Raw genomic sequence first — 12737 nt, 5'->3', positions numbered from 1 at the left:
GATGGTTACAGTAGTAGGAGTGAGATTTAAGAAAGCCGGGAAAATATATTACTTTGATCCCGATGATATAAATATAAAACTAGATGATAATGTGGTAGTTGAAACAGCCAGAGGTGTAGAGTTTGGAAATGTTGTTGTGGGACCTAAAGAAGTGCCCGAGGATGAAATAGTTTCTCCACTGAAAAAGGTCATAAGGATAGCAACAGAAGAAGATATTGCCCATCATAGGGAAAACAAAGAAAGGGAAAGTGATGCTTTTAATAAATGTCTTGAAAAAATTGAAGCCCATGGTCTTCATATGAAACTAATAGATGTTGAGTATACATTTGATAATAACAAAATTATATTTTACTTTACTGCAGACGGTAGGGTTGACTTTAGGGAACTTGTAAAGGACTTGGCATCAATATTTAGAACAAGGATAGAACTAAGACAAATAGGAGTCAGAGATGAGGCCAAAATGATAGGTGGTCTTGGTCCCTGTGGTAGAAGCTTGTGTTGCTGTACATTTTTAGGGGAGTTTGAACCGGTATCAATAAAGATGGCTAAGGAACAAGACTTATCATTAAATCCCACAAAAATATCTGGGATATGTGGAAGGCTTATGTGCTGTCTGAAATATGAACATGAAATGTATGAAGACATTATAGATAAAATGCCAGAGGTAGGGTCAGTTGTCAATACCCCTAGAGGTAAGGGAATCGTAACAGACACCAGTACACTGCTTGAAATGGTAAAGGTAAAAGTAAAGGCTGATGATGATTCCGAGGAAATAGTACCATTTGTACTAGATGAGATTAATATGAAATAAATTTAAAAAATAATAAAAGTACTTTTATATAACAATAATAAATGTTAAAATAAAAAGGTATAATATATAACCTACAAGGAGGTGAACATAATGGCTTATAAAATTTTAGACTCTTGCATAAGCTGTGGAGCTTGTGAACCAGAATGTCCAGTTGACGTTATAAGCGCTGGAGATGATAAATATGTTATAGAAGCTGAAGGATGTATTGAATGTGGTGCGTGCGCAAACGTATGCCCAGTAGATGCTCCAGTACAAGACTAGTTATAATACATAAAAAAGACCCTGTGAGGGTCTTTTTTTAAAATGCAAATAATAAATAAGTAAACCTTCTAATGAATTCAAAGCTACAAATTTCACTATGTAAGAAAAAACTAGTTGTTGGGGGATTCGTAATCCCCCAACCCAAGAAACTATAATAGAAACAAAGTGGCCTATGGCCACTTTGTACCATATCTATTATTTATTCTCTATTCTTTATTATCTAAATAAAAGGCATGGTATAATAATATATAGAGGATAAATAATAAAGAATAAATAATAAATAATAAAGAATAAATAATAAAGAATAAATAAGTAAACCTTCTAATGAATTGAAAGCTATAAATTTCACTATGTAAGAAAAAACCAGTTATTGGGGGATTCGTAATCCCCCGACCTAGGAAACTATAATAGAAACAAAGTGGCCTATGGCCACTTTGCACCATATCTATTATTTATTCTCTATTCTCTATTCTTTAAACAAAAGGGAAAGGAGTAAAGTTTTGACTAAAATAGACTTAAAGGAAAATGAACGTATAGATGATTTGCAGCGGGAAGGACTTAAGATAATACAGGATACTAATGGGTTTTGTTTTGGTATGGATGCTGTATTATTATCAAACTACTGTGATATAAAAAAGAATTCAACAGTAGTTGACTTAGGGACTGGAACAGGCATTATTCCCCTTCTTGTTTGGGCTAAGTATAAAGTAAAGAAGATATATGGCATAGAAATACAAAAAGAAGTGGCAGAAATGGCAAAGAGAAGTGTAAAGATGAATGATTTAGAAAAGGATATTGAAATAATAAATATGGACTTAAAAGAAGCACCTGAAAGATTAGGGGTCAATAAAATTGATGTGGTAACAACAAATCCCCCCTATATGTTAAAGGATTCTGGTATAATAAATCCAGAGGATAAAAAAGCTATATCAAGACATGAGATAAAATGTACAATTGATGATATAATAAGGATATCCAGTAGACTTCTTAAACATAATGGGAGGCTATTTATGGTTCATAGACCCCACAGAATAGTCGATATATTTTGCAGCTTAAGAAAATATAAAATAGAGCCAAAATCCATAAGGTTTGTTCATCCTAGGGCTGATAGTAAGCCCAATATGGTTTTAATAAAGGGAATAAAGGCAGCAAAACCAGAATTAAAGTTTAATAAGCCATTATATGTGTATAATGATAATAATACATATACAGATGAAATTTTTGATATATATGGAATGGAAAAGGGTGAAAATCATGAGTCAAGGTAAATTATATATATGTCCCACTCCTATAGGAAATCTAGATGATATAACAATAAGAACACTAAACACATTAAAAGAAGTTGATATTATTGCTGCAGAGGATACAAGACATACAATAAAACTATTAAATCACTATAATATAAAGAAAACACTTACTAGCTATCATGAACATAATATAAAAGAAAAGGGCCCTTATCTTATAAATAAAATGTTGGATGGACTTAGTATAGCCCTCGTATCCGACGCAGGTATGCCAGGTATATCTGATCCTGGAGAAGACTTAATAAAAATAGCTATTGAAAATAATATAGACATAACAGTATTACCGGGAGCTACAGCATTAATAACAGCCCTTGTATCATCAGGGTTACCAACGAGAAGGTTTGTTTTTGAAGGATTTTTATCCTCAAAGAAAAAGGATAGAAAAAAAAGTCTTGAGGATTTAAAGATGGAAAAAAGGACAATAATATTATATGAGTCTCCCCATAGAATAAAAGATTTGCTAAAGGATATAAAGGAAGTACTAGGAGATAGAAAATTAGTTATAGCTAGGGAGCTAACAAAAAAGTATGAAGAGATATTTAGGGGTAATATAGATAAGTGTATAGAAAGATTTCAAAGGGAAAATCCAAAGGGTGAGTTTGTTATAATAATAGAAGGATTATCAGAGGACAAACTAAAAAGTATTAATGAAGAAATGTGGCAGGATATGACTATTAAAGAACATATAAAGTTATATATGGATAAGGGGATTAATAAAAAAGTAGCTATTAAAAAGGTATCAAAGGAAAGGAATATTTCAAAAAGGGATGTTTATAAGGAGTCTATAGATATAGATGCTTAGGGGGATGACTATGAAAATTGAAAAAGATATGAAGGTCTTTAGTATAATTATAAAAAATATAAAGTCTATTGAAATTTTTAAAAAATATAATATGGAATGTTTTCTATGTAATGGTGCCCATGATGAAACTTTGGAAGTAGCGGCAAAGGCCAATGGAGTAGATGTGGATATGTTAATAGATGAGCTAAATAATATATAAAAAAGCGACCAGAGGTCGCTTAATTAAGTAATTATTATTTTTTTAGGTCTTCTCTACACTCTGGGCAGATTTTTTTACCTTTGTATTCTTCAACATCTTTAGCTTGTCCACAGAATATACAAGCTGGAGAATACTTTTTAAGTATTATTTGTTCACCATCTACATATATTTCTAGAGAATCCTTTTCAGCAATATCGAAAGTTTTTCTTAATTCCTTTGGTATAACTATTCTACCTAGCTCGTCTACTTTTCTCACAATTCCAGTTGATTTCATTTAATCCATCCTCCTAAATAATAGTTGTTTGTCGCAATTATCGACTTTTTTTTACAAAGAAATGATACCATATATTACAATAAAAGTCAACTTACTTTTATGTTACAAATTGATAATAAAATGTTATATTGGGGTGTTAATTATGCTGAACATCAGTGATAAACTGAAAGAAGAAGTTAAAAATTTAAATCAAATTCTTAATAATAATTATAAAAAAGTTTTAAAAATGGATAAAGATGATATCCGTTGTTATATAAATAATAACATAGGGAAGGTAGAAAAACTTTGTCGAATATCAACGAAAAAAATGGAAAAGTACAAAAAAAGTGGAGGGGTTGTAGCCGTTGATGGCTCTAAGAATAGGATAGGCAGTGCATTTCCCCACTTTATAGAATTATTCCAAAGTTTAGCCAAGAGTTCAATATATAAGGACAACCCTATATATATTGCTGATTTTTACACTCCCTTATATATGGATAAAGAAAAAGAAATACTAGAAAAAATAAGTGATGATGACACATTATCTATGGAGGATAAGAATTATGCAATAACCAAATATAAATTGGCAGCAATAGAAGTTGATGCAGCAATAGAATCTATAGATAAACTAAAACCCTTTGTGATAATGATGGATGGATCCTTAATAAGGTATAAGATAGAATGTGCAGATAAATGGAATAAATTAAAAAGGGAATGTGAGAAGAATAATGTTATACTTATAGGTGTAATTAAAGACATTAAAACAAATATAATATCCATGAGTTTAGAAGAGGATAATAAAATTAAAGATAGTAATAATATATACGATAGAGAACTATTATATGGTGTTTTAGAGTATGGGGAAATAATAAGGGTATCTAAAGATAAAACAAAGAAAACCGATGAAGGCTTTACATCATGTTTTATGAGAACATCAAAAGACCCTTCAATTATAGGTATGGATATAATATCTAGCCAAAAAGATTATATAGAAGAAATGGCAAATCTAGTATTTACCCTAACTCCCCAAATGGGTAGAGGAATACCCCTTTGGCTTGATATAATAGACAGTGAAGTAAAAATATCCGATAAAGTGATAAATGGACTTTTAGAAAGGTACTTAGATAGGGATATAAGGGAAAAGTTATTTGTAACAGAAAGAAGTAAAAGGGAATTTTAAGTTTAGATAATAGTTAACTATTATCTAACTAAGTACTTTGTTGGATAGACCAAATCATATAAATCATATACAATTATAGCATAATAACAAAAAACTGGGTGATTATAATGAGAATAGTAAGTGTTCAAGGATTAAAACAAGATATGAAACTGGGCAAGAGTATATTTAGTGAAGATGGAAAGATTTTATTGGTTTCCGGGACAAAGTTAACCAAAAACTATATTAGACAGCTTAAACATAAAAATATACCTGCTGTATATATAGATGATGAAATATCAAAAGATATAGAAATTAAAAATGTATTAGATGATGTATTGAGGTTTAAAGCAGTAAATAAAATAAAGAATATAGTAAATGATTTAATACCAAGAAATAAAAATAAAACAATAATGGATAATAAACAATATCTAGACGTAAAAAATATTATTTACAGAATAATTAATAATATGGAGAAGAATAAGGATATATTATTTAATATGGTGGAAATGATGAGTACAGATGTTGCCACATATAACCATATGGTTAACGTTGCAATTTTAAGTATATTAGTAGCTAGGGAGTTAAATATTCCAGAGGACAAGATTAATGAGATAGCCACAGGAGCAATTATACATGATATAGGAAAGTTACAAATTCCACCGGAAATATTAAATAAATCCCAAAATCTAACGGAACTTGAGGCTGAAACAATTAGGGAGCATACAAGATATGGATATGATATAATAAAGGATAACGTAAGTGTATCATCAATAGTAAAAACCATAGTACTGCTTCACCATGAAAAAATAGATGGAAGCGGATATCCAATGGGGCTTAAGGGACACGATATAAACATATATACCCAAATAGTTTCTGTGTGTAATATGTATGATGGAATGGTGAGGGATAGGGTATATAAAAGAAAAGTACCAATATATAAAGCCCTTGAAGCTATATCATCGGAGGCAATAGCTAAACATGATAGAAAAATATATGATGCACTGGTAAAAAACATAACCTTTTTTCCCCAAGGTAGTGGAGTATTATTAAATACAGGCCAAAAAGGATTAGTAACAAAGGTAAATAAAGATAACCCCACCAGACCAAAGGTAAAACTAGTACTTAATCCCGACGGCAGACTTTATAGAGGTTTTAAGATAGTGGATTTAATGGAGGACTTAACCCTTTTTGTAGATGATAGATGCGATATTAGTTTTTAAATAAGAATGGGTAAAGAAGAAAGAAGAAATATAAAAGCAAAGAATAAAGAATAGATGGGGAAACCTTCGACTGAAGTCGAAGCTACTGTTGTTGGGGGATTCCTAATCCTCCAACCAATAAAACTAGTAAAAAAAACAAAACCAACTAACAACCAAAAACTAAGAGAAAGTACCAATTTATAATTTAAAATTCCGAAGCATCGGTCCAAGGCAAAAAACGGGACGCACCAAAATTAACAATTATCAATTAACAATTAACAATTCCGAAGCCATCGCTTCGGCCAAGGTGGTGGAGAAAATAAATGAAGGTAGTAGGTATAACTACCCAACAGGAGGTTTATGTTGGGTCAAATGATAAAAACTTTAGGATAAATGAGATGCTAATAATAATGGATAAAAACCAAGGGGAACTTATGGGAGAGGTTGTTGAAACAAGGTCCTATAATAGATATATACCCCTTAATATAAATGGTGGTTTAGTTGATGATAGTGTTATAGAGTCTTTAAAGGCTATAGGCTATGATATAGATGATGAAACTATCCATATAGCCAAGGTAAGGCTATTGAATGAAGCCCAGTATCCTGTAGAAACAGGTTCAGATATAAGATTTCCCACATTTGAAGAAGTAAAGGATATGCTTGTAAAGACTACCCCAGATAATGGTCTAGTAATGGGAGTAATAAAGAGCACAGACGAAATGGTAGATGGTATGGACTCTAACCTAAAGGATATTGCATATATATATGAAGAAAATAAAATAAAGAACCAAAATGGCATACCATTTATATTTGATATAAAATCTATGCATCAATACCCCCATATAAGTATATTTGGAGGTTCAGGATCAGGTAAGTCCTTTGGTATGAGGGTTTTATTAGAAGAAACCATGAAACTAGGTATCCCCACTGTGGTACTAGATCCCCATTTTGAAATGGATTTTTCCAATAAAGCAGATTACTTTAATAACCATGATATAGATTTTAGAGATAAATTTAAATGCTTGCAAATAGGACAAGATGTAGGGGTTAACTTTACTGATTTGACAACCCAAGACTTAAAAAACTTACTGGATGCATCGGGGTCATTATCCGATGCCATGAGTAATGTAATAGATGTCCTCCATAAAAGAAAGGATTCCTATCAAAGCTTTTATGATAGATTAAAAAGACTTTCTGAAGCCCAAGACTTAGGATCAGTGTCTAAGCTAGATAATATTATAAGAAATAGTCAAAATAATATTGAACGGGAAAGGTGGCTTGACTGTAAGGAGCTTTTCGACAATTATGATAAAAGTTGTCCTGCCAATTCTGTTAAAGGAATAATATGGAGATTAACCAGGCTTTATAACGATGGGGTATTTAGTAATGATGTAAAAGAAGTATATGAAGGTCTTAAATCTGGAAAACTATTAGTAATTCAAGGAAACATAAGGTTACTTCAGGTGTTTTCATCCTATTTACTTAGTAACTTATACCATAAAAGAAGGGAATATAAGGATGCCCAATATAAAAATACTGTGGCTGATTACTTTCCTCCCTTTATAATAGCAACCGATGAGGCCCATAACTTTGCACCTAAAGGATATAATTCACCATCAAAATCGGTGTTAAAGGAGATATCCCAAGAGGGAAGGAAATACGGAGTATTCTTAATCCTTGCAACCCAAAGACCTACGCTATTAGAAGAAACCATAACTGCCCAATTAAACACTAAAATGATATTTAGAACCGTTAGGGGTTCTGATATACAAACCATAAAGGAAGAGACGGACTTAGATAGTGAGGAGGCCAAAAGACTTCCATATCTAAAGTCAGGGGATGCCTTTATTTCGTCGGCAATAATGGGCAGAACTATCCCAATAAGGGTTAGAGCAGCTAAAACATCTAGTCCCCATACACTAAATCCATTTGATGAGCTTGTAAAACAACAACAGGAAAAGGAAGAAAAGTTTTTAAAACTAATAAAGGGAAAACTACCGATTTCAGAAATGAACATAAACGATGTAATAAGGGAAATAGAAGAGGATACAGATCATCAAATAACCTTTGATGTGGAGTTTTTAAAGGATAAATTAGAAGCTCTAGTAAAAATGGGAAAACTAAACAAAAAGGAAACTCCATTTTGTGTATCCTATGAGGAAATAGGTTAAATAAAAAATAGGAGGTTTTGCTGTGGAGTATATATTATCTTTACTAAAAGAAATAAGCATAGAAAATCATATTGAAATTTATATAGTAGATGGGTATCTAGTAGATAAAGTTTTAAACAGGGAAACAAAAAACATTAAAATCTTAGTAAAGGGTAATAAAAAAGAATTAGTTAATATATTATCAAACTCCACAGAAAAAATAAAACTAACAGATGGAAATATATCATATAATGATATTGAACTAAATATAGAGTCTATTAATAAAAATATAGAGGAAGAATTATTAGATAGACATTTTACCATAGAGGCAGTTGCTATTGATATAAAAGATTATATGGATTTAAATAAAATAATAGATCCCTTAGATGGATTAAAGGATATAAAAAACAATATTATAAAACATACTTCAAAAAAACTATTAAAAAATCCAATAAACTTACTAAGAGCTATAAAACTTATGGCAAAGTATAGATTTAAGCTTTGTGATAAAACTAAAAACATAATAATAAATAATAAAATTTTGTTAACCAATATATGTTCCAAAGACATAGGAGAGGAAGTTCTTAACATATTAAGCTATAAGGACAGTTACTATTATTTTAGATATATGGAGTATGAGCTAAATATATTAGAATTTATATTTCCAGAAATAGAAACAATGAGGGATGTGGGGGAATGTAAGTATCATGTTGTAGATGCCCTTACCCACTCCATATACACCCTTAAAACCGTAGAAAATATAATATATACTGATGGATACTTTGAAAAACATATAAGGGAAGAGTATGAAAAATACTCACAGAAAAGGGTTTATAAAAATCATAGTAGACTCCAATTAATAAAATTAGCGGCATTTTTCCATGACGTTGGAAAACCAGCAGCAAGATGGGTAGATGAAACGGGACGTACAAGATTTAGGGGCCATGAAAAGGTCGGAGCAGATATGATAAAGGATATAGCCATAAGGTTTGGTCTATCTAAAAAAGAACAGGATATACTATATAATATAGTATTACATCATATGATTCCCCTAGTACTTTATAAGAAAAATGACTTAAGCAATAAGAATTTAATCGAAGCCTTTAATAAAATGGAAAGTGAAACCCTGGATATTTTACTAATAGCATTAGCCGATATAATAGCCACAAGGAAATTATTAAATCCAGAGGAACCCATGGAAAAATTTAAGATTCATATAGAATATATAGTGAGTAATTATTTGACAAGATACAAAAATAGATAAAAATTAATGACAAAAGCCAGTGGAATTTATTCCACTGGCTTTTGTCATTATCAAATAAAATTGTACATATACTTATTTTAAAGAAGAAAGGTAAAAATAAAGAATAAAGAATGGAGAATAAAGAATAGAGAAGAAAACCTTCGAATGAATTCGAAGCTACTGTTGTTGGGGGATTCGTAATCCCCCAACCAATAAAACTGAAAAAGGTCAAAACTGTGGGATTACGAATCCCCCAGTAACAAGCCAATGTAGAGGCTGAATATATTCAGCCCCCGCCCTGAAAGTGGCGGGAACGAGGCGAAAACAGAACTAATAAAAACCCAAAACTAACTAACAACCAAAAACCATGAAACACCACAATTTATAATTTAAAATTTACAATTTAAAATTCCGAAGCAGTGGCCTAAAACAAAAACTTAGGACTCACCAAAGCTAACAATTAACAATTAAAAATTAACAATTCCGAAGCCCTGCTTCGGCACAGGGGGTTTTCTACTTTGATAAATATAATTTGGTTTTTCCTAATATTTACAGGAATAATAGTAGCCCTTTTTACAGGGAAAATAGATATTATAAATACTGTTGTTATAAATGACACAACAGAGGCCGTGAAGTTTTCCATAGGCCTTACGGGGATAATGGCTCTTTGGCTTGGTCTTATGAATATAGCAAAAAAATCTGGTCTTATAGATGGCTTTGGAAAACTACTTAGACCCATAACCAAGTTACTATTTCCTGATATACCAAAGAATCACCCTGCCATAAGTATGATAATAATGAATATGGTTACAAATATGTTTGGAGCAGGTAACTCTGCCACAGCCCTTGGTATAAAGGCTATGGAGGAAATGAATAGCTTAAATAATAATAAAAAAAGAGCAACAAACAGTATGTGTATGTTTTTAGTTATAAATATGTCATCAATACAACTTGTTCCAATAACTGTTTTGAAAATAAGGGCAGACGCAGGAAGCATTAATCCCACAGAGATAATAGGAACATCTTTAATAGCAACAACTGTGTCTACTATAGTTGGAATAATAAGTGTAAAACTACTGGAAGGTAGGAATTAGTATGATAAAAATATTAGAGATAATATCAGTATCAATAATTCCCTTTATAATATCAATAATACTTATCCATGGCTACATAAAAGGGGTTAATTTATATGATTGTTTTGTAGAAGGGGCTAAAGAAGGTTTTAAAACAGCAATAAGAATAATGCCATATCTCATAGCTATATTTGTAGCCATAGGTATATTTAGAGGTTCTGGAGCTATGGATATTTTAACAGACTTATTAAGTCCATTTTTCAACTTAATAAATATACCTAAGGAAGTATTTCCTCTTATTATAATGAGACCTATATCGGGAAGTGGAGCCTTAGGCATAGTAGAGGACATAGTAACAACCTATGGACCAGACTCGTTTATAGGTCGTGTTGCATCTACCATGATGGGTTCTGCTGAAACTATATTTTATACTATGGCAGTATACTTTGGAGCGGTGGGAATTAAAAATTCTAGACATACATTAAAGGCAGCCCTAATATCTCACATAGCGGCGGTCATAGCATCGGTTGTGGTTTGTAGTTTGGTTTTTAGATAAAGGGGGGTCGTTAATGGAAAATGTAATAATTATAGGTTCCTCAGGGCAGGCAAAAGTAGTAATAGATATAATAGAAAAGGAAAAAAAATATAATATAATAGGATTACTAGATAGGTTTAGGAAAGTAGGAGAAGAAACACTGTCCTATAAAGTATTAGGAAGGGAAGAAGATATACCTAAATTAATTGAAAAATATAATTTAAAAGGGGGAATAATTGCCGTTGGAGACAATTGGGCTAGATATACAGTGTATAAAAACATAAGTAATATTTATCCTAAATTTAACTATATAAAGGCTATTCACCCATCGGCCCAAATTGGTAAAAATGTTGAAATCGGCAAAGGAACTGTAATAATGCCAGGAGTGACCATAAACAGCAATACAAAGATAGGGAAATTTTGTATTTTAAACACAAATTGTTCCATTGACCATGATAATAAAATGGAAAATTTTTCAAGTATAGCCCCTAATGGTACAACTGGAGGAAATGTTTTTATAGACGGATTTAGTGCTGTTTCTTTAGGAGCTAAGATTATACATAAAATAAAGATAGGAAAACATTCAATTATTGGAGCAGGTTCATTGGTACTAAAAGATATACCGGATTTTAAAGTTGCCTATGGTGTGCCAGCAAAGGTTATTAAATCTAGAGAGATAGGAGATAGTTATTTATAAAAGGAAGGATGTATAGTTCTTCCGCCGTATCCACAAAGTAAGCAGAAATGTCCGCCAGTCCTGGGATTTGGAAAATATAGAGAAACGGTCGAAAATAGAATTCCAAACTCGCTACGCTCAGACAGTGGAATTCAAACGATTTTCTCCCTTATTCTATATTTTCACAAATCCTGCGGGATGGCTCCCATTTCTGCTTACTTTGTTTAAATATATTTGTAAAGTAGGAAGGAAGGGTTTCCCCTTCCTTATCTTAGAAAAACTCTTTTAAAATTTTTTTAATTTTATTATTACCATTTATTATTGCACTTTTTTTAAAATTGTAGCGTTCAAAGGTTGTTAGGTTATTTTTTAAATGGGCATGGCGGATATAATTGGGTTTGTTAGTTGTTTCGCATATAAATTTATCTAGAATATGACCGTGGGGGGTTCTTTTATATCTTTGTCCCTTCAAATAATCTTTAACCCTATATATATTTGCATAATAGTTAGATGACTTATAAGGAAATCTAGCTAGTCTATTATTTACTGAGTCATATAAATACCCATTTTGACACATTAAAACTTGGGTGTTTTTTTTAGGAGTATGATTATGAAGTTGTTCTATAAAGGTTTTATGATACATATCATCACAATCTAATCTAACCTCATATAAATATTTATGACCACCTATATTCTTTATAACCTCTTTATCATATTCATCAGGGGTTACAAACCTTACGTTTTTAGGTAGCTTATTATACTTAGATAAAGCATTTTTTATAAGGTCTTTAGTTTCAGGTGCATACTGGACCAATGCTAGAAAGTTTTGATTGGTTTGTTTTTTTAAACTTTTTAAAGTAAAATTCATAAATATTTTAATCCTATAATCTATCCATTCCTTTTTTAATCCCTTTTTATAACCCTTTAAGGAATTAAATATACTATTTACAATTATTTTTTTACTCACAATATCACTCCTTTGAGCTTCTCAATATAAAATATGTAGAAAATCTAGAATAGTTACTAATAGTGAGGGCTTATGGGAACAAAGGTAAAACACTTACATAAAATA

At 31.2% G+C, this 12737-nt stretch carries 14 protein-coding genes; 12 read left to right on the top strand and 2 right to left on the bottom strand.

Going from position 1 to position 12737, the window contains the following annotated elements; genetic code table 11:
- Position 1: 1 nt before the first annotated feature.
- From V6137_RS05205 to V6137_RS05185, 5 genes are all read left to right on the top strand, one after another.
- Positions 2–811 carry a PSP1 domain-containing protein gene (locus tag V6137_RS05205; protein WP_425446831.1) on the top strand — a complete coding sequence of 270 codons (810 nt, stop codon included), beginning with the start codon at positions 2–4 and terminating at the stop codon, positions 809–811.
- 90 nt (positions 812–901) lie between these two features.
- The gene (locus V6137_RS05200; RefSeq protein WP_425446830.1) at positions 902–1072 is read left to right on the top strand and encodes a DUF362 domain-containing protein; all 171 of its coding nucleotides are present in this window, start codon (positions 902–904) and stop codon (positions 1070–1072) included.
- 500 nt (positions 1073–1572) lie between these two features.
- Positions 1573–2340 carry a tRNA1(Val) (adenine(37)-N6)-methyltransferase gene (locus tag V6137_RS05195; protein ID WP_425446829.1) on the top strand — a complete coding sequence of 256 codons (768 nt, stop codon included), beginning with the start codon at positions 1573–1575 and terminating at the stop codon, positions 2338–2340.
- The gene (gene rsmI, locus V6137_RS05190) at positions 2327–3178 is read left to right on the top strand and encodes a 16S rRNA (cytidine(1402)-2'-O)-methyltransferase (RefSeq protein WP_425446828.1); all 852 of its coding nucleotides are present in this window, start codon (positions 2327–2329) and stop codon (positions 3176–3178) included. Before V6137_RS05195 ends, rsmI begins: the two co-directional genes overlap by 14 nt.
- Positions 3179–3188: 10 nt before the next feature.
- Positions 3189–3377, top strand: a complete 189-nt coding sequence (locus V6137_RS05185) for a DUF1858 domain-containing protein (RefSeq protein ID WP_425446827.1) — start codon at positions 3189–3191, stop codon at positions 3375–3377.
- Positions 3378–3411: 34 nt separating this feature from the next.
- Here V6137_RS05185 and V6137_RS05180 read toward each other — a convergent pair whose 3' ends face one another.
- Positions 3412–3651 carry an AbrB/MazE/SpoVT family DNA-binding domain-containing protein gene (locus tag V6137_RS05180; RefSeq protein WP_425446826.1) on the bottom strand — a complete coding sequence of 80 codons (240 nt, stop codon included), beginning with the start codon at positions 3649–3651 and terminating at the stop codon, positions 3412–3414.
- Positions 3652–3793: 142 nt separating this feature from the next.
- On the opposite strand from V6137_RS05180, the gene V6137_RS05175 reads away from it, so the two are divergent.
- The 7 genes from V6137_RS05175 (at position 3794) to V6137_RS05145 (ending at position 11686) form a co-directional block, all read left to right on the top strand.
- A complete protein-coding gene (locus V6137_RS05175) occupies positions 3794–4810 on the top strand; it encodes a DNA double-strand break repair nuclease NurA (protein ID WP_425446825.1) in 1017 nt (338 codons plus the stop codon).
- 107 nt (positions 4811–4917) lie between these two features.
- On the top strand, positions 4918–6009 hold the full coding sequence (locus V6137_RS05170; protein WP_425446824.1) for an HD-GYP domain-containing protein: 1092 nt from the start codon (positions 4918–4920) through the stop codon (positions 6007–6009).
- Positions 6010–6311: 302 nt separating this feature from the next.
- Positions 6312–8159 carry an ATP-binding protein gene (locus V6137_RS05165; RefSeq protein ID WP_425446823.1) on the top strand — a complete coding sequence of 616 codons (1848 nt, stop codon included), beginning with the start codon at positions 6312–6314 and terminating at the stop codon, positions 8157–8159.
- A 22-nt stretch (positions 8160–8181) separates the two neighbouring features.
- Entirely contained in the window at positions 8182–9402 is a 1221-nt protein-coding gene (locus V6137_RS05160; RefSeq protein ID WP_425446822.1) for an HD domain-containing protein, read from the top strand.
- A gap of 497 nt (positions 9403–9899) precedes the next feature.
- Positions 9900–10475, top strand: coding sequence for a nucleoside recognition domain-containing protein (locus tag V6137_RS05155; RefSeq protein ID WP_425446821.1), 576 nt, complete (start codon positions 9900–9902; stop codon positions 10473–10475).
- 1 nt (position 10476) lies between these two features.
- Positions 10477–11010: a spore maturation protein gene (locus V6137_RS05150; protein WP_425446820.1), complete on the top strand. Its 534-nt coding sequence runs from the start codon at positions 10477–10479 to the stop codon at positions 11008–11010.
- Positions 11011–11023: 13 nt separating this feature from the next.
- A complete protein-coding gene (locus V6137_RS05145) occupies positions 11024–11686 on the top strand; it encodes a NeuD/PglB/VioB family sugar acetyltransferase (protein ID WP_425446819.1) in 663 nt (220 codons plus the stop codon).
- Positions 11687–11936: 250 nt separating this feature from the next.
- Here V6137_RS05145 and V6137_RS05140 read toward each other — a convergent pair whose 3' ends face one another.
- Positions 11937–12632: a glycosyltransferase gene (locus V6137_RS05140; RefSeq protein ID WP_425446818.1), complete on the bottom strand. Its 696-nt coding sequence runs from the start codon at positions 12630–12632 to the stop codon at positions 11937–11939.
- Positions 12633–12737 lie beyond the last annotated feature (105 nt).

Origin of the sequence: Dethiothermospora halolimnae (assembly GCF_037577855.1) — a bacterium.
GTDB classification, from domain to species: domain Bacteria; phylum Bacillota; class Clostridia; order Tissierellales; family VENL01; genus Dethiothermospora; species Dethiothermospora halolimnae.
Note: the sequence above shows the minus strand (reverse complement) of the source record. Positions and strands in the feature narration are given on the sequence as shown.